The organism is Centipeda periodontii DSM 2778, assembly GCF_000213975.1.
Lineage (GTDB): Bacteria > Bacillota > Negativicutes > Selenomonadales > Selenomonadaceae > Centipeda > Centipeda periodontii.
This window is the reverse complement of record NZ_GL892076.1, coordinates 1,478,327-1,497,199: the sequence shown is the minus strand read 5'-3', so window position 1 is coordinate 1,497,199 and position 18,873 is coordinate 1,478,327. Positions and strand designations below refer to the sequence as shown.

The 18,873-nt window shown below is 50.3% G+C and carries 16 protein-coding genes; 1 reads left to right on the top strand and 15 read right to left on the bottom strand.

Annotation, left to right across the window (positions count from 1 at the left end):
- Window positions 1-103: 103 nt before the first annotated feature.
- The 11 genes from HMPREF9081_RS06645 to cobO form a co-directional block, all read right to left on the bottom strand.
- On the bottom strand, window positions 104-2,698 hold the full coding sequence (locus HMPREF9081_RS06645) for an FtsK/SpoIIIE family DNA translocase (RefSeq protein ID WP_006306341.1): 2,595 nt from the start codon (window positions 2,696-2,698) through the stop codon (window positions 104-106).
- A 73-nt stretch (window positions 2,699-2,771) separates the two neighbouring features.
- Window positions 2,772-4,049: an amidohydrolase gene (locus tag HMPREF9081_RS06640; RefSeq protein WP_006306340.1), complete on the bottom strand. Its 1,278-nt coding sequence runs from the start codon at window positions 4,047-4,049 to the stop codon at window positions 2,772-2,774.
- A gap of 11 nt (window positions 4,050-4,060) precedes the next feature.
- Entirely contained in the window at window positions 4,061-5,302 is a 1,242-nt protein-coding gene (locus HMPREF9081_RS06635; RefSeq protein ID WP_006306339.1) for an adenosylhomocysteinase, read from the bottom strand.
- 13 nt (window positions 5,303-5,315) lie between these two features.
- A complete protein-coding gene (locus tag HMPREF9081_RS06630; RefSeq protein WP_006306338.1) occupies window positions 5,316-5,885 on the bottom strand; it encodes a cob(I)yrinic acid a,c-diamide adenosyltransferase in 570 nt (189 codons plus the stop codon).
- Window positions 5,885-7,954 carry a polyribonucleotide nucleotidyltransferase gene (locus HMPREF9081_RS06625; RefSeq protein WP_006306337.1) on the bottom strand — a complete coding sequence of 690 codons (2,070 nt, stop codon included), beginning with the start codon at window positions 7,952-7,954 and terminating at the stop codon, window positions 5,885-5,887. The genes HMPREF9081_RS06630 and HMPREF9081_RS06625 overlap by 1 nt, the downstream gene beginning before the upstream one ends.
- 122 nt (window positions 7,955-8,076) lie before the next feature.
- On the bottom strand, window positions 8,077-8,343 hold the full coding sequence (rpsO, locus tag HMPREF9081_RS06620) for a 30S ribosomal protein S15 (protein WP_006306336.1): 267 nt from the start codon (window positions 8,341-8,343) through the stop codon (window positions 8,077-8,079).
- An 85-nt stretch (window positions 8,344-8,428) separates the two neighbouring features.
- A complete protein-coding gene (locus HMPREF9081_RS06615) occupies window positions 8,429-9,388 on the bottom strand; it encodes a bifunctional riboflavin kinase/FAD synthetase (RefSeq protein ID WP_006306335.1) in 960 nt (319 codons plus the stop codon).
- A 38-nt stretch (window positions 9,389-9,426) separates the two neighbouring features.
- Window positions 9,427-10,338 (bottom strand): UDP-N-acetylmuramate dehydrogenase, encoded by a 912-nt coding sequence (murB, locus tag HMPREF9081_RS06610; RefSeq protein WP_006306334.1) that lies wholly within the window; start codon window positions 10,336-10,338, stop codon window positions 9,427-9,429.
- Window positions 10,335-10,829 carry a tRNA (uridine(34)/cytosine(34)/5-carboxymethylaminomethyluridine(34)-2'-O)-methyltransferase TrmL gene (trmL, locus tag HMPREF9081_RS06605; protein WP_006306333.1) on the bottom strand — a complete coding sequence of 165 codons (495 nt, stop codon included), beginning with the start codon at window positions 10,827-10,829 and terminating at the stop codon, window positions 10,335-10,337. Before trmL ends, murB begins: the two co-directional genes overlap by 4 nt.
- A gap of 110 nt (window positions 10,830-10,939) precedes the next feature.
- A complete protein-coding gene (gene ilvD / locus HMPREF9081_RS06600) occupies window positions 10,940-12,592 on the bottom strand; it encodes a dihydroxy-acid dehydratase (protein ID WP_006306332.1) in 1,653 nt (550 codons plus the stop codon).
- Between the two features lie 172 nt (window positions 12,593-12,764).
- On the bottom strand, window positions 12,765-13,301 hold the full coding sequence (gene cobO / locus HMPREF9081_RS06595; protein ID WP_006306331.1) for a cob(I)yrinic acid a,c-diamide adenosyltransferase: 537 nt from the start codon (window positions 13,299-13,301) through the stop codon (window positions 12,765-12,767).
- A gap of 56 nt (window positions 13,302-13,357) precedes the next feature.
- Between cobO and HMPREF9081_RS06590 the strand changes: the two genes are divergently transcribed.
- On the top strand, window positions 13,358-14,980 hold the full coding sequence (locus HMPREF9081_RS06590; protein WP_006306330.1) for an SGNH/GDSL hydrolase family protein: 1,623 nt from the start codon (window positions 13,358-13,360) through the stop codon (window positions 14,978-14,980).
- Between the two features lie 35 nt (window positions 14,981-15,015).
- Here the strand turns inward: HMPREF9081_RS06590 and queA are convergent, their stop codons facing one another.
- From queA to ruvB, 4 genes are all read right to left on the bottom strand, one after another.
- On the bottom strand, window positions 15,016-16,047 hold the full coding sequence (gene queA, locus HMPREF9081_RS06585) for a tRNA preQ1(34) S-adenosylmethionine ribosyltransferase-isomerase QueA (protein WP_006306329.1): 1,032 nt from the start codon (window positions 16,045-16,047) through the stop codon (window positions 15,016-15,018).
- A gap of 16 nt (window positions 16,048-16,063) precedes the next feature.
- Entirely contained in the window at window positions 16,064-17,143 is a 1,080-nt protein-coding gene (locus HMPREF9081_RS06580) for a SpoIID/LytB domain-containing protein (RefSeq protein WP_006306328.1), read from the bottom strand.
- Window positions 17,144-17,231: 88 nt separating this feature from the next.
- Window positions 17,232-17,828 (bottom strand): epoxyqueuosine reductase QueH, encoded by a 597-nt coding sequence (locus HMPREF9081_RS06575; protein WP_006306327.1) that lies wholly within the window; start codon window positions 17,826-17,828, stop codon window positions 17,232-17,234.
- A 1-nt stretch (window position 17,829) separates the two neighbouring features.
- A complete protein-coding gene (gene ruvB / locus HMPREF9081_RS06570; protein ID WP_040395518.1) occupies window positions 17,830-18,858 on the bottom strand; it encodes a Holliday junction branch migration DNA helicase RuvB in 1,029 nt (342 codons plus the stop codon).
- Window positions 18,859-18,873: the final 15 nt, after the last annotated feature.

Here is an 18,873-nt window from a genome sequence, read left to right as displayed (position 1 = left end):
ATGTTCGTAAAGAACTTGAGTGTGCGTAAGTATAGCATAAAATTGAGGAAAAATATAGGAATCCACACGCCGCAAATCGGTATACACGATGCAGATTCTCATGCTACATGAGACTTTTTACCAATTCTTTTGCCTGTTCCGAAGTCATGAGGATTTCCCTTGGCTTATTGCCGCCGGCACTGGGGCCGATGATGTGTAGCTCCTCCATCGTATCGACCAATCGTGCGGCTCTTGTGTAACCGACACCAAGTCTGCGCTGAATATTGGATGAGGATGCTTGTCCCGTGGACATAACGATCTCTACCGCATCAGGGAGAAGCTGATCCTGTTTGATCTGTGAACCGCCTTCCTCTACGCTGTCATCTTCTGCCGCATCAGTCTCCATAAAGTCGATCAGCTCCTCATTCTCACTGATCTCCTGTTCCTGTGCACGGATGAAGTCCAACAGCATCTCAACTTCTTCATCGCTGATGAATGCCCCCTGCACACGGATTGGCTTGGCAGCTCCCTGCGGTGAGAAGAGCATATCGCCCTTCCCGAGCAGCGTTTCCGCTCCGCCGCGATCCAATATGGTGCGCGAATCCACCTGTGAGGATACCGCAAAAGAAATACGCGACGGCAGATTTGCCTTGATGATGCCCGTGATGACATTGACGGATGGGCGCTGCGTCGCAAGGATCATATGGATTCCTGCCGCACGCGCCTTTTGCAGGATTCTGCAGATGGCATCCTCCACATCCTTGGGCGAAACCATCATGAGATCCGCCAACTCATCAATGACAATGACGATGAGCGGAAGTTTTTCCTCCGGATACCGTCGATTGAACGACTTGATGTCACGAACGCCATGATTTGCAAAAATCGAATAGCGTTTCTCCATCTCCTGTACTGCCCAGTTCAGCACAGACGATGCCTTCTTCGGATCGGTCACAACCGGAACCATGAGATGCGGAATCCCATTGTAATTCGAAAGTTCAACCATCTTTGGGTCGATCAGGATAAACTTCACTTCATCCGGCGTTGCCTTGAACAGAATACTCGAAATCAAGGTGTTGATGCACACGGACTTACCAGAGCCTGTTGCGCCTGCCACCAAGAGATGCGGCATTTTCCCAATATCCGCAAAAATCGCCTGTCCGCTGATATCCATGCCGAGGCCAACGGTGAGTTTTGAAGATGCGCCCTGAAACTCAGGGTTCTCCAAAACCTCTCGGAGCTGAACGCTCTCTAGCGTGCGATTTGGAATCTCGATACCGATTGCCGCCTTCCCGGGAACAGGTTCAATGCGAACGGAGGATGTCGCAAGCTGCAGGGCAATATCCTCCGCAAGATTGGTAATCTTACTCACCTTCACCCCGGGCGCAGGTTCCAGATCAAATCGCGTGACCGCAGGTCCATGACAAGTGCTGACAACCTTCGCATTTACATGAAAACTCTCGAGTGTCTTCTGTAAGATCTGTGCATTTTCTCGTATTTCCTGCGCGAGCATCGCATTCTCTTTCTTGATATGCTTGGAAAGAATATACGTGACTTTGGGCAGCTCATACGGACGCTCGCCCGCCTCATCTGCGGCACCAACAGTTGGAGGAACAGGAAGAGGATCGGACAGATCCCTGTTTTCTTCGACCACAGGGAAGGTGGAGGAGTTCGCATCCTCTGTAATATCGTCGGTCTCTTCCTCCTCTGTGGGAGGACACTCCTCCATCACCTCTGTGGGCTGCTCCACAGGAACGACAGGAACATCCTCGCATCGTTCCAATTCTCTTTCATAGTCAAATGGAAACGACACAGAAGCAGCTTCCTCTTCATCGACAGAAATCGGCTTCTCTTCCGAAACAATCGTCTCGCAGCCCTCCTGTACGGGCTCTGTTTCATGCACTTCCGCTTCCTCGTATGGGATAGCTTGTGCTTTCTGTTCGGGGGCATGTGTTTCTTGAACCACCTCTATTGGAGCAGTTTTAAGAACATTTTTTTCCTCCGCAAACATTGGATCATTTGCTTGATTGTAAGGAACAGAAGCGCAGCTATCATGAACGAGCGCGGATGTTTTCAGTTCGATCTTCTCTGTAGCGATACTTACTTTTTCGCGTGTCGTACTGATAACAGCCCCTGCCACATTTGCACCTTTCTTCGCCTGTTCTTTGGTTTTCATATAGCCGGAGGCAAGTGACCATGTCGTAGCCAAGAGCACAGAACCGACGATGATCGTGCTCAGCAGAATAATCGTGCCATCCACGCCAAAGCAGGCGCGCATGAGAAAGAGAACGCCGCCGCCGATCAATCCCCCGCCGTCCGCGAGATTCTGCGGCAGTATTTCCTCGTCCACGGGCACAACGAAGTGATGCCATGCAGCAAGAAGTGAAACAAACAAGCCGATGACACCAAAGAATTTTTTTGTATAGAGCAGCCCACGATGATGAATAATGTATTGCAGACTAATCAGGGCAATGATCAAAATGGCGAATGACGCGCCCCAACCAAACAGATAGCGAAAAAAATCTGCAAAAAAGAATCCAACAAAGCCGACGTTCAGCCCAAGAATGCCAATCGCTGAAATAAGCGCAAATGCCAGAAGGATAAGGCCAATGAGTTCATACTTCCGTCCTGATCCGTTCGGTGCCGTATTCCTCCGTTTGGTGGAAACAGACCGCGACGTTCGTCGGCCAGAACTCTTCTTTCCCAAAAACAATCCCTCCATATCACATTATGCCCCCGCCCTAAGAGAGCGGAGGCATAGCATCAAAACACGTTGGCTACGACATACCAGTATACTATTTTGTCAGGAGATCTGCAACTTTTTGCGCCTCAAACAGGATGCGTTCCTCATCCAAGGTCTTGAGTTCACCGTTCTCCATCAGGATTCTGCCATCAACCATCACTGTATCAACGGATGTAGATTTTGCAGAGTACGCAAGGAGTGACACGGGATTATAGCAAGGCGTCCACGCAGCGCCATGCATGGAGAAGAGGACAATATCCGCCTTATTCCCTGCCTGCAGACGACCGACATCATGGAGGGAAAGCGCCTGTGCACCGTATTCTGTCCCCATTTTGACCGCAGTGAGCGCCGGAACAGCAAGCGGGTCGAGCGTATGCACCTTGTGCATGAGTGCGGCAAGCTGCACTTCGTCCAGCATATCCAAATTGTTGTTGCTGGACGTACCGTCCGTCCCAAGCGCGACACATATGCCCTCTTCCAGTAGGCGGGGCACTGGAGCTGTTCCACTGGCAAGCTTCATATTGCTGCCGGGGTTATGCGCGACGCGAATATGATACTTCTTGATGATGTCGATATCCTCATCATCAAGATGTACGCAGTGCGCGGCAAGCGTTCCATTCTCGAACAACCCCATCGAAGCGACATGAGCAAACGGACGCTTCCCATATTCCTTCAGGCAGTTCTCGACTTCGCCTACGGTCTCCGACATATGGATATGTACTTCTGCGCCAAGCGCCTTTGCCTTCGCCGCAACCTTCTTCAAATACTCCGGTGGGCAAGTATAGAGCGCGTGTGGGCCAAACATAACCGTGATACGGCCATCTGCCGCTCCATGGAAATTCTCATAGAGGGAAGCATTTTCCTCCAGCTTTTTCTCACTGTCCGGCACAACGCCGATCAGACCTCTGGACAGTACGCCGCGCAACCCCGAGGTCTCAACGACCTCGGCAACGCGTTCCATATCCGGTCCGTACATATCGGCAAATGCCGTCGTTCCGCTGCGGATCATCTCAACAGCGGCAAGCATTGCCCCCCAGTAGATATCATCCGAACGCAGCTTTGCCTCAATCGGCCAGATCATCTGCTCCAACCAATCCATGAGCTTCATATCGTCCGCATAGCTGCGCAGGAGCGTCATGGACGCATGGGTATGCGCGTTGACAAATCCGGGGATCGCAAGATGTTTCGTTCCGTCAATGGTCTTGTCCGCTTGAAAATTTTCCGGAACCTCCCCTACGAACACAATTCGGTCATCCGTAATACCAATATTGGCAACGGGAGCAGTCCCATCCGGCAAAAGCGCAGTGACATTCTTGATCAGCGTATTCAATACAGTCTCTCCTATGCCAGTCCGAGGTATTCTTTTTGTTCCGCACTGAGCTCATCAATGGAAACGCCAAGGGAATTCAGCTTGATGTTCGCAATCTCAACATTGATCTCATCCGGCATGAGATGAACCCCCTTCTTCATCTCCTTGCCATGCCGTACGAGATGCAGTGCAGAGAAGAACTGCACGCCGAAGGACAGATCCATGATCTCTGCGGGATGTCCATCTCCTGCAGCAAGGTTGACCAAACGTCCCTCTGCAAGGAGATATAAGCGGCGTCCGTCCGGCTGAACGAACTCCCTAATATTGTCGCGCACAACTTCATTGGATGTCGACCCCTCGGTCAGTTCGGGGATATTGATCTCCACATCGAAGTGACCGGAGTTCGCCATCATCGCGCCGTCCTTCATCACATCAAAATGACGCTTACAGAGAATATCCTTGTTGCCTGTGAGCGTCAGGAAGATATCGCCAACCTTGGCAGCTTCGTCCATCGGCATGACATAGAAGCCATCAAAGACGGCTTCGATCGCCTTGATCGGATCCACTTCTGTGATGATGACATTGGCGCCAAGTCCCCGCGCACGCATCGCGCCGCCCTTACCGCACCAGCCGTAACCCGCAATAACGACGGTCTTGCCCGCAATGACGAGGTTTGTCGTGCGCATGATGCCGTCCCACGTGGACTGTCCAGTGCCGTAGCGATTGTCAAAGAGATACTTGCAGTAAGCGTCATTTGCCGCAATCATCGGGAACTCAAGTTTTCCCTGACGCTCCAATGCCTTCAGGCGATGAACGCCCGTCGTCGTCTCCTCCGAGCCGCCGATGAGTCCGGGAAGGAGATCGCGCCGCGTTGTATGAAGCATATCGACCAAATCGCCGCCGTCATCAATGACAATGTCCGGATGAATATCAAGCGCCTTATTGAGGAATACGGCGTATTCTTCCTCCGTGCAACCATGCCACGCAAAGACATGAATGCCCTCCTCCACCAGTGCTGCGGCAACATCGTCCTGCGTGGACAGAGGATTGCTGCCCGTGACGGCAACCTCTGCACCGGCATGTTTGAAGATCGTTGCCATATAGGCGGTCTTCGCCTCGAGATGCAGGGTAATGACCATCTTGATGCCTGCAAACGGCTTCGTGACCGAATACTCCTTGTCAGCTGCCGCCATTACCGGCATGAAACGCTTCACCCAGTCAATTTTCGCGTGACCGGACGGTGCCAATTTGATATCCCGAATCATTGATTTCATGTAGATTTCTCCTTTAGTTCTCAATTCCCTTACGTGCACAAACGCCTTGTTCATAGTAGTGGCGTACTTCCCTCATATCTGTGATAAGATCTGAACGGTCAAGCAGCCATTCAGGCGCATTTCTTCCTGTGCAGACGAGCTCCATTTCGGGGGGCAGGATCTGCAGTAATTTCTCCATCTGCTCCCTCTGCAAGAGTTCAAAAGACAGAGCAATATTGACCTCATCCAAGATGACGAGATCCGCTTCTTTTTTTTCCACCACCTTCATCACACGATCAAATCCGGATGTAAGCAGGGAAACATAATCCTCCGGTGGTTTCCCTTTGGGAAAGATGACAACATCCTTTCCCAGAAGCTCCCGCGCTTTTTCATCCATCATCCCCTCCTCTGCGACGAAGAAGGGTTTTCCACTGGTCTCAAGCATCATGTTGGGCATTGCCCGCAAGACCTTCTGCTCGCTATAGGCAAGGCTCTTCATAAACTGCATCATGTAAACGCAATGTCCTGCCCCCAAAGCTCGGATGGCAAGACCGATTGCCGCCGTCGTCTTCCCCTTACCGTTTCCTGTATATACTTGAATCATCAGAGGAGTGCCTTGTGACTAACGTTGATGCGCCCTTTCTCGTCAATCTCGATGACCTTGACCTCGAGCTGGTCACCGATCTTTACAACATCCTCGACGTTCTCTACGCGATGTTTTGCAAGCTGCGAGATATGACAAAGCCCTTCCTTGCCGGGCAGGAGTTCCACAAATGCGCCGAACTTCAGGAAACGCGTGACACGTCCCGTATAGACCTCGCCGACCTCAACCTCGCGCACGATGTCCTCAATCATCTTGCGGGCGCGATCCATTGCTTCCATATTAGGGGACGTGATGAAGATATTTCCATCCTCATGAATATCGACATCGACGCCCGTTTCATCAATGATCTTACGGACGACCTTGCCGCCCGTTCCAATGACATCGCGAATCTTATCAATGTCAATGGTGATGACCTCCACGCGCGGTGCATACGGTGAGAGTTCTTCTGCCGGCTTATCGATGCACGCGAGCATCTTCTCAAGGATGAACGCACGCCCCTGCTTTGCCTGCGCCAGCGCTGAGGCGAGAATATCCCGCGTAATTCCGGCAATCTTGATGTCCATCTGAATCGCCGTAATGCCCTTCGTCGTACCGGCAACCTTGAAATCCATATCGCCGAGGGCGTCTTCCATCCCCTGAATATCCGTCAGGATGGAATAGTCATCCCCATCGCGCACAAGCCCCATCGCAACGCCGGATACGGGGCGCTTGATCGGAACACCAGCACACATGAGCGACAGCGTGCTCCCGCAAACACTTCCCATTGAACTTGAGCCGTTCGACTCGAGAATCTCCGATACAAGACGGATCGTATAGGGGAAGTCCTCAATCGACGGAATCATCGGGAAGAGCGCACGCTCCGCCAGAGCTCCATGCCCAATCTCACGCCGTCCGGGGCTGCGCATCGGACGCGCTTCGCCGACGCTGTAGCCGGGGAAATTATAGTGATGCAGATAGTGTTTCGTCGTCTCAGGACCAAGCCCATCGATGATCTGCTCGTCCCCAATGGAACCAAGAGTTGTGACGGTCAGCACCTGTGTCTGTCCCCTAGTAAAGAGACCGGAGCCATGTGTACGCGGCAGGATTCCAACCTCGCAGCTGACAGGACGCACCTCATCCAGTGCACGACCATCCGGACGGATTTTTTCGTGCGTGATCATATGGCGGACGATTCCCTTTTCGATCTTGTAGAGAATCTGGGAGATTTCCTTTGTGGCGTCCGGATATTCCTCAACGAAGTGCTCGATCGCCTCCGCCTTGATGGCGGCAATATCTGCATCACGCACAAGCTTGTCACTGTTGCGTGTCGCGACATCAAGACGCTCCTCTGCATATGCGCGCACCTTGGACTCCAGTTCCTCAGATACCGTGAAGATCGCGGGCGTCTGTTTCTCTTTTCCGCATGCACGCTGGATATCTTGCTGAAACTCAACGAGTCGGCGAATCTCGGCATGACCAAACAGGATTGCGTCCAACACAACCTCTTCGGAAAGCTCGTTTGCCCCCGCCTCCACCATCATCACAGCATCATGCGATCCTGCCACGGTAAGATTGAGTTCCGAAACAGCACGCTGCGCCTCCGTCGGATTGATGACAAATGCACCGTCAACATAGCCGACACGCACGCCGGCAATCGGTCCCATAAAGGGGATATCCGATACCGTAAGCGCACAGGAGGCACCGATCATGGCGGCGATTTCCGGAGGATTATCCTGATCAACACACAAAACCGTCGCCACGATTTGAACATCATTCCGAAAACCGTCGGGAAACAGGGGGCGAATCGGACGGTCAATCAGACGTGCACAGAGCACGGCGTCACTGCTCGGGCGTCCCTCCCTCTTGATGAAGCCACCTGGAATCTTACCTGCCGCATACATCTTCTCTTCGTAGTCCACCGTCAGAGGGAAGAAATCGACACCTTCGCGCGGCGCACTCGATGCAGTTGCCGTTACCAAGACAACGGTATCCTCATAGCGAACCAAGACGGCTCCGTTCGCCTGCTTTGCCATCTTTCCTTGCTCTATGGTTAGTTTTCGTCCGCCCAGCTCAATTTCGAAACATTGCATAATATCCTCCTAGGTCTCTCCACTCGTTCCATACGACAAAAGCATTCGACAAAACATCATAGAATCCTTGTCCCGATAGCAAAAAAGCGGGGAAGCCCCCGCTCTTTCCTCGTGCTGAAATATTACTTACGCAGATTGAGCTTCGTAATGATCGAGCGATAACGCTCGATATCTGTCTGATACAGATAGCTCAGAAGGCGGCGGCGATGTCCAACCATCTTCAGAAGCCCGCGGCGTGAGTGATGATCTTTTTTGTGTTCCTTCAGATGTTCCGTCAGGTACTGAATGCGTGCCGTCAGGACAGCGATCTGAACCTCGGGTGAACCGGTGTCACCCTCGTGAACTGCGTGTTCCTTAATGATTTCCTGTTTCTTTTCCTGCGTGAGCATATAAAATCCTCCTCATAAATTTTCACCACTGACCAAGAAAACGTCGGATTATTCGTGATCTGAGTCATGGTCCTGTTAGCGTTCATCATATTACCATAGAAATATTTTCTTGTAAATGAAAATTTTTATCGAATATTCGTTCTACACGCTCTTTATCTTCTGCAATCTGACGAATTAAGTCATCAACAGAGGAAAAACGTTGTTCATCTCGTATTTTTTCATAAAAAGAAATCATGATCTCTGCACCATAAAGATCCCTCTTGAACTCTAGGATATGAACTTCCAATCGTCGATCACAACCATTGAATGTAGGGTTGTTTCCAATATTTGCGACCGCTCGGTAGATCTGCTCCTGATACAGAACTGTTACAGCATAGACACCATTCGGCAGATGCTCATACTCCTCGTATAATGTCAGGTTTGCTGTTGGAAAACCAAGCTTGCGACCACGTGCCTGACCGTGTATGACAGTTCCAATGATGGTAAAGGGATAGCCGAGATATGCATTTACCTGTGACAGGTCCCCTTGCTCGATCAAGGAACGAATTCGCGTACTGCTCACGGGAGCCCCATCGCGCATAACAGAGGCGCATACGATCAGCCGGAATCCGTACTTCATGGATTCTGCATAAAGGAGCGCCGGTGTCCCTTTCCCCCTATATCCAAAGGTATAATTTTCCCCCACAACAACGTATTGCGGTGAAAAATATTGTCGAAGAAGTCGGATAAAATCATCCGCACTCGTTTCAGCAAAATCCGTGGTAAATGGAATTTCCACCAAGGCATCGACACCGAGATTCTTTAGTATATGCAGGCGCATCGTGTCACCTGCAATCCTGCGTGGGGTGTGCTCCGGAGCAATAATGGAACGCGGATGGTTTGCAAACGAAAAAACAAGCGCAGTACCTTTTATCTCCTGCGCTTTCCGTACAGCTGTCCGAATGATCTCCTGATGCCCGATATGAAGACCATCAAACATGCCGAGTGCAACAACGATATTTGCGTATCTCAATGTGAAATCAACAAGCTCTTTATATTTTTCCATGGGGAAGAAGCATTCTCCTCAAAAGTATATTCCGTGGCTCAAAGTTCTCCAATTACACGTAGTTCAGGGAAGAGTTCGACCGCATGTTTTGCATACACCCGCTTCTGCACGACAGAAACCAACTGTAGCACATCCTGTGCCGTAGCATTTCCAATATTGATGATAAACCCCGCATGTTTCTGCGAAACCTGTGCACCGCCGACCGTAAGCCCCTTTAGCCCTGTCTGATCGATCAGCGTCCCGGCAAAGTACCCGGGGGGACGCTTAAACGTACTCCCTGCACTCGGATACGTGAGCGGCTGCTTGCTTGCACGGCGGTCGTTCAGATCTTGCATTTTTTGCAAAATAATATGCACATCTTCTTTATGCAGATGTAAGCGTGTTTCGCAGATGGCTTCGTCACAACTCTGGAAAATACTGTGGCGATATCCAAAATCCAATTCATCTGCGGAATACAGGTGAATATCCCCCGTAGGAGTAACCGTCTTTACCGAAGCAACAACGGATTTCATCTCATCATCATAGGCTCCGGCATTCATGAAGATGGCGCCGCCGATGCTCCCCGGAATTCCACAGGCAAACTCAAGACCGGAAAGGCCGCGTTTTTGCGCAAATGCGGCAATATCACGAAGCAAAGCACCGGCATCGACGATGAGATCCGTCCCCTCACAGGCAACGTTTGCCATCTTATGGCTGAAACGTATGACAAGACCACGTATGCCACCGTCACGAACCAATATATTGGAACCATTGCCAAGCAGCGTAATCGGCTCTCCATATTCCTTTGCCATGCGAATGATCTTCTGCACTTCCTCCGTATTCTTCGGATAAAACAGCAGATCTGCAGGACCCCCGATCCGAAACGTCGTATGAAAACGCATGGGGGCATCCGCAAAGAGACGCGTGGCATCAAAATCTTTGTAACAGGCACGCACAAAATCCTTGTTCATATGTGATCCGATCCCCCACAGCCTATCCCGGCAAGACATAAATCGACAAAGTTATTTTGACGCAGGGCTTCATACGCAACCACTGCAACAGCATTGGACAGATTCAAAGAACGCGCCCCTTCCTGCATTGGTATACGAATCGTATGCTCCTCATTGGCAGCCAAAAGTGATTTCGGAAGCCCGGCAGTTTCCTTTCCGAAGACAAGAAACACATCCGTCGTATATGCAATATCAGCGTATATATGTGCGGCTTTCGTGGTACAGAAGTAGAAGGGATGTCCTTCATACTGCTTTTGAACATCCGCAAAAGAATCATGATAATGCACATTGACGAGATGCCAGTAATCCAGCCCAGCTCTTTTCAAATACTTATCATCCGTTGAAAATCCAAGCGGTCGCACAAGATGAAGATCCATGCCCGTTCCCGCACATAATCGTGCAATATTTCCTGTGTTTCCAGGAATTTCAGGCTCAACCAGAACAATATGCATGTGATATGAGCCTCCCACGCTCTTCCAGAAACAATGCAACGCCATTATAGCGAATTACGCCCATAAAAACAACCCACAGGAGCACAAAGTCCCGTGGGCTGCAGGATATTCTACTGTAAAACAGCACCCGCATTTGCAGATGTTGTCAACTTTGCATAGCGCGCAAGATAACCTGTCTTGATTTTAGGTTCCGGCTGTACCCAGTTTGCACGACGCTTTTCGAGCTCTTCGTCACTGATCTCGAGCTCAAGCTTCCGATTCGGAATGTCAATCGTAATCATATCACCGTCTTCGATCAGGGCAATCGGACCACCCGACATCGCTTCCGGCGACACATGACCGACACAGGCTCCCTGACTTGCACCGCTGAAACGACCATCCGTGATCAGACCTACCTTCAACCCCATTCCTGTGATAACCGCAGTCGGATTGAGCATCTCCTGCATACCGGGACCGCCCTTCGGTCCCTCATAACGGATGACAACGACATCCCCATCATGAATCCGTCCCTCCATGATGGCATTGACACCATCCTCTTCGGAGTTAAAGCAGCGTGCCGTACCACGATAGGTAAGCATGTCATCCGCGACCGCTGATGCCTTGACAACAGCGCAATCCGGCGCAAGGTTGCCGCGCAGAATGGCAAGACCGCCCTCGGGACGATACGGATTCTCGACACTGTGAATGACAGTAGAATCCAAAATCTCTGCATGTGCAATGCGCTCACGCACCGTTCCTGTAACGGTCAGCGCATCCAGATGCAGCAGATTTTTCTTCGACAGTTCTTTCATCACCGCCGAGATACCGCCTGCCTCATTCAGATCCTGCATATGATGCGTTCCGGCAGGACTCAGCTTCGTAATGTACGGTGTGCGTCGGCTGATCTCGTCGAAGAGCGGCGGCGGCAGCTCGATCCCGGCTTCGTGTGCAATCGCAGTAAGATGCAGAACGGTGTTGGACGATCCGCCAATGCCCATATCGACCGTAATGGCGTTCTCAAACGCTTCACGCGTCATAATGTCACGCGGGCAAATATTTTTCTCGACGAGATCAAGGATGACCGCTCCTGCGTGCTTGGCAAGCAAACGACGCTCCCCCGTGTAGGGAGCCGGGATCGTTCCGTTGCCGGGGAGCCCCATGCCAAGCACCTCGGTCAAAGAGTTCATCGTATTTGCCGTGAACAGACCGGAGCAAGAACCACAACTCGGACAGGCATGCTCCTCAATCGCAGTCATTTCACGAGCATCCATTTTTCCTGCAGCAAACATGCCGGCTGCTTCAAATGCCTGACTGACGCTGATGTCACGTCCACGATGACGACCTGCAAGCATGGGACCGCCGCTCACGAGGATGGCGGGAATATTGAGGCGCGCAGCTGCCATGAGCATACCGGGCACAACCTTATCGCAGTTCGGGATGAGGACAAGTCCATCAAAGCCTGATGCCATTGTAACGGCTTCAATCGAGTCCGCAATCAGTTCACGGCTCGCAAGGGAGTATTTCATCCCCGTATGCCCCATGGCGATTCCGTCGCAGACACCGATCGACGGAAATTCAATCGGTGTTCCGCCTGCCGCAGCTACACCGAGTTTAACTGCTTCCGCAATCGTGTTCAGGTGAAAATGTCCCGGGATAATCTCGTTAAACGAGTTGCAGACACCGATGAGTGGCTTTCTGAGGTCCTCAGAACCGTACCCGTTTGCATGAAAAAGCGAGCGATGGGCACAACGTGTCGCTCCCTTTTTTACAACATCACTTCTCATAAAACTCTCCCAATCTACTATGATTTATAGACGATACACACATCCATAAACCAAACACAATTTACAAAGACATGACAGAGATTTTAACGCATTCTATGCTTTTTTTCAATAGCCTACGTCAAAGAGCATGTATCATGCGTGGCATATATAGGTTGAATATGCTATAATTGAATTAGAATTCAATTCCCTTTTGTGCTTTTATGCCCTTTTGAAAGGGATGTTTGATGAGACGCATCTCCGTGACGAGATCCGCTCGATCTATGAGTTCCTGTGATGCATTGCGTCCCGTGAAGACCAAATGCGTTCCAGCGGGGCGAACAGAGAAGAGCTTCTCCAAATCCTCCACTGCAATGAACCCGAAGGAATAGGCATAGTTAAACTCATCGAGAATAACCATATCCCATGCATTGCTCTGAAGTTCCTCCATTGCCATACGAAGAAGCTCTGCGGCTGCGCGCCGATGTTTCTCCTCTGCTCCGGCATCTCTCTGCGAAAATCCGAGCCCTCCTTGACGGATTTCAATGCAATCGTTTACAGCGGAAAGAGTTTTAATGGCTTCGAGCTCACCATAGACCCAGCTCCCCTTGATGAATTGCAGAATCAACACGCGCATACGATTCCCCCACGCACGCATAGCCATTCCTAGTGCGGCTGTTGTCTTTCCTTTTCCATCACCGGTGTGAACGATGATAAGACCTTTATTTTCCATATAATCCCTCAACTTTCTTAATGTTAGAGAATAGACGATATATTTTGGGTGGATACATGAAACATTATTTTTTTTTCACGGGCATTATTTTTCTTGCTGTTCTTGGATGTATTTTTTGCATTGAACGAATGGATCTTCTGAACCTGAGGCAGATTGACATTACAGTCAACGTTCAGGAGGCAGACGGAAGCTCGACACTCATGTGGGAACGTCTTCCCTATCCCTGCTATTATCGCATTGACACATACATCAAAACCACAGGAATAATTTCCGAGGAATCGATCTATGAACATGTAAAGACAGAGTTTACCACTTCTCCTTCCTATCCAGTTTCCTCTGCACCGATTCCTTTCTATTATCGGATTACAGCCTATGGGATGTTTGGCGCTGTGACCACCCCTTCAACACCGATCTCAACACCATATTTCATGGCAGAATCTCCGATTCCGATCTACCATTACACAGAAGATCATCCTGCCAGCCTCATGCCCTTCCTCGTATGGCACAGCATTCCAAATGCCGTGCTCTACGAGGTTGAGATCCTCTCAGCGCCACCTGCACAGGAAGGCGGTACGGAGCTTTCCCAAACGAATCATTTAACAAGCACACGCAGCATTTTCACAAATGGATGGCAGGCAGATCTTCGCGCCTATGCCTCCTATGAAAAGCTGTATTGGCGTGTACGCGCCCTCGGGCTTAAGCATGAACCCATCGGAAATTTTTCAACAGCGGAACCGCTGTACCTCGATAAGTCAGCGGATTTTCCAAATCGCCCAATTCCAAACACCTACGATCAGGTGATGAACTTCCGCCAGCCACTCTATCCGGTATATCAGTGGATTCCATTAAACGGTGTAACGCGATACGAGGTAGAACTGTTGACACAGCCACCTGTAGAGACGCACGGAACAGCGCCGGATCCGAATCGTGCATGGGCGCAGACAATTACCGCTACCAATGCCGTCTACGATGAATATGCGCGCCCCTATGCCGGTAGCTACTACTGGCGCGTACGTGGACTGGATGCGAATGACAACACAATTGGCACATGGTCGGATCTTGCCTCATTCACCGTTGCCCCACCATCTGATACGCGCATCTATGCAGCGGCACTCGGAGACAGCATCACGCATGGAGGCGGAGCGATTTCAAGCTCTCCCGCATTCCTCGAGTACAGCTATACAACCTATCTGCCCTTTGACTGCATCAATCTCGGACGCAGCGGTGACACAGCCCATACGACAATGGAACGCTTCGAGCAGGATGTCCTTCCCCTTCATCCCGCAAATCTTCTGATTCTGACCGGTTCAAACAGTATGCGAGTAAACGGTATAACGGCGCAGGATATCATCAATGACCTAGATGAGCTACAGAAAAAATGTCTTGCTCATGACATCCGACCAATCTTCCTGACACTCCTGCCGCTCAATCCGGAACGCATTTCGCTTGCCTTCCACTCAGATACAGACCTTTCCTGGAAGTGGAAGATGACTGTCGTCAACACATGGATTCGATCACAGAAATTCTATGTGGACATGGAGCCATATTTCTACGATTCACAGAAACGTATCCTAGATCCATTGCTCTCTACTGACGGACTACACCCCAATATTGAGGGAAAGAGAATGATGGCAGAAATAATCAATGCGCACCGCGACGTTTTCCAAGAACTTCCATAATGCAAAGCAACGCGACAAATAATCGCGTTGCTTTTTTATGCTCTTGACTCAATCATCATAGCATCGCCAAAGGAAAAGAATCGATACTCTTCTTCAACCGCCATCCGATATGCCTCAAGTGTGAATTCACGTCCCGCAAAGGCACTGATGAGCATAATCAGGGTAGATTTCGGCAGATGGAAGTTCGTTATCACAGCGTCTACAATTTTAAATTGATAGCCGGGATAGATAAATATATCCGTCCATCCGGCCCCCGCATCAACTGTTCCCGTTCGTGCAGCCGATGCTTCCAGCGTGCGAATGGATGTTGTCCCAACGGCGATCACACGACGCCCCTCGTCTTTCGCCGCATGAATTAACGCTGCGGTTTCTATGGGCACAGAATAAAACTCCCGGTGCATCACATGATCTTCGATCACATTGGCATGAACCGGACGAAATGTTCCAAGTCCGACATGAAGGGTGATAAAGCCAAATTGAACCTCCTTCCCCCGCAGTTCTTTCATGAGTTTTTCCGTGAAGTGAAGTCCTGCCGTCGGAGCGGCCGCCGACCCCTTGACCCGACTGTAGATCGTCTGATAACGCTCACGATCTTCCAGTTTCTCGTGAATATACGGCGGAAGGGGCACACTGCCCAAACGATCCAGAATTTCCTCAAACACGCCATTATAAATAAACTTTACAATACGACCGCCAAAGTCCGTATGGTCGATGACCTCACAGGATAGTTCATCATCAAAATGTACAATGGAGCCAATACGAACTTTTTTTCCCGGTTTCACAAGTGCTTCCCATTGGTTTCTGTCAATTTGGCGCAGAAGAAAGACCTCAACCTTCCCCCCCGTTTGACTCCTCGTCCCGATGAGGCGCGCCGGAATAACACGCGTATCGTTGAAGATCAGAACATCGCCCTTCTTCAGAAAATCTCCAAGCTGAAAGAAATGCCGATGCTCTATGGTATGCTCTTTCGGATTTAAGACCATGAGACGGGAGCTATCCCGTGGCTCTGCCGGAATCTGCGCGATACGCTTCTCCGGAAGATCGTAGTCAAAATCAGAAATATCCATAAAAGCTGCACCTTGCCTAGTATAATTTTTCAAGTGTTACGCCTGTGTAGTAATGAAAGAGAATATCCTTGTAGCTTTTTCTCTGATCTGCAAGAGTTTTTGCCCCCCATTGAGATAAGCCAAGTCCGTGACCAGATCCATATCCGTTAAAGATAATTTCAGATTTACCATAACCCACATGGAACAACGTACTCGGCAAGGAAAACATGGAACGCAGGTCATTCCCCGACAGAATGACACACCCCTTTGACCCGATAAATTCCATCGATCGAACGCGCCCAGAAGGGGTACGATCTTCGCTCCCCTTGCCTATAATTAGAGGAGAAAGTCGTATCTCCCTAAGCATTCCGAGTATCTTTCCGTCAGCTTCAATTTTCTGCACAAAGGATGCCATCGAGATACTGCGGTTCCACGGCTGTGTCTGCATTTGCGTTTCTGTTACAGCGCGCAGATAGGGGACGGAGCTCCCCCAAACATTTTCACTGGACTCTGTCATCCCACCGGAGTCCGTGTGGAAGAGCGCATCAATGATCGCTCCCTTATAGAACAGAACTTCTCCGCGCGTATTGTTGACCGCCTCCGTTGTCGTCCGTATTTCTGCGGACATCCCCTCATAGACCTGACAATGTGACGTATTGCAGAGGTCAAACCCCTCCTCACTATGACGCTTGCGATTTTTCAATGCAAATGTACGCGCAGCCACGCTTTGTGCGCACAGAGCCTCCGCAGGCCAGTTGGACGGCATTTCTTTCGGAACGACGCCATAGAGATAGTCTTCGACCTGTATATTATTGATAACAGTAAGCCCATTCTTTTTCAGGAGCGTAATATATCCGCGATACGGCGCACCATTGACCATGATAAAGCCGGTGGTATCCGGCTGAATGATAAGTCGGTCTGCCTTGATTGTCTGACCGTTCAGTAAAAGCTGATCCTGCAGAATACGAATATCGAGCTCTTTTTCCTGTGAAATTTCAAGAACAGGTTCTTTGTCCGGATCTTCATATACATGAAGTCCGCCATTTGTTGCCGCAAGCCGAACCTCGGATACGCTCTGACTGAGTCCAATCATGATTTCCGGTTGCCATGAAGCCATAGCCTGTATCGGCAGCACAGCAATCACAGAAAACAAAAAAAACAGAAAAGTCCAAGACGGCGTTTCATTACAATGTCTTCTTTCACGATTATGCCATGAGGCGCAGGCGTTTTTTCTCTTTATTTTCCTTGCGCTGAATTTTCCGAAGTGCACGGCTGTATCGCTCTTCCTCACTGAACACACAACCGCAGTAGGACTGGCGATAGAGCCCAAGTTCCTTACTTCGATCAATTCCCTCTTGCCAACCGATGCGAAAATCCTCGTAGTAGAACGAAACACCATATTCTTTTGCAAAGCGCTGTGCAACAGATCGCATGAGATCATGCTGCTGATAAATGCTGTAAAACAGTGTTGAAGTGAAGCTGTCAAAGCCGTGCTCTGCTGCGTATTTCGCTGCCTGCTCCAGACGCCATGTATAACACATACAGCAGCGCCCCTTCTTGGTTCCCTCTGCCGGAAGAGCCTTTTTTAGGAAGTCGCGCATTGCATACGTTTCATCTGCAATGAACTTCATTTCCATAAGTTCCGCAAACTTTCTTGCATTTTGCAGGCGCTCATCCCACTCCTGATAGGGATGGATGTTGGGATTGAAGAAGTATCCCGTGGGCTCGATACCATCGAAACGAAGTTTTTTCAAAGGATAGCAGGAACATGGTCCGCAGCACATATGCATGAGTAAATTCATCTCAGAGCAGTTCTCCTTGTATGTCGTCATTCTGTGGAAATGGCATCCCCATATGTTCGTACCCGCCGCGCGTCACAATCCGTCCGCGCGCGGTGCGCGCGATAAAGCCCAGTTGAATGAGATAGGGTTCGTAGACATCCTCGATGGTTTCCACCATCTCACTGAGTGCCGCCGCAAGTGTCTTTAGTCCAACAGGACCGCCGGAGAAGTTTTGAATCATGACCTCGAGCATACGACGATCCTTATTCTCGAGCCCCTTTTCATCAACCTCGAGGGCTTCCAGCGCCTCGATTGTAACCGCCTTCGATATGACACTTTCGCCTGCCACTTGTGCGATATCACGCACACGTTTCAAAATACGGTTCGCAACGCGTGGGGTTCCTCTGGAACGATGTGCGATCTCCAATGCGCCTTCCCGCTCAATACGAACCGATAGAATTTCCGCTGTACGTTCAATGATAAGGAGGAGCGCCTCCGGTGTATAGTACTCCAAACGTGATTGAATACCGAACCGATCGCGCAGAGGCGCAGAGAGTGCCCCCGTCTTTGTGGTTGCCCCGACAAGCGTGAACGGCGCAAGATCCAGACGCAGGGATCTTGCGCTAGGTCCCTTGCCAATGATGATGTCAATGGCGTGATCCTCCATTGCCGAGTATAGAATCTCCTCGACATGATGAGAGAGGCGATGAATCTCATCAATAAACAGAACATCATGCTCCTGTAAATTCGTGAGTAGGGAGGCAAGATCTCCCTGCCGCTCGATAGCGGGTGCTGATGTCTGACGGAAATTGGCTCCCATCTCATTGGCAATGATCGCTGCCAGCGTTGTTTTTCCAAGTCCGGGAGGACCGTAGAGGAGCACGTGATCCAGTGACTCATTGCGTGAGAGTGCTGCCTGTATGAATTTGGACAGATTTGACTTCACCTTATCCTGCCCGATATATTCATTCAGACGGCGCGGCCGGAGGCTGTACTGCCATCCGTCCGTCGTCTGCTCCTCAAAAGAAACGAGTTCCTCATCCTCGTACATATCCAACGTCGAATC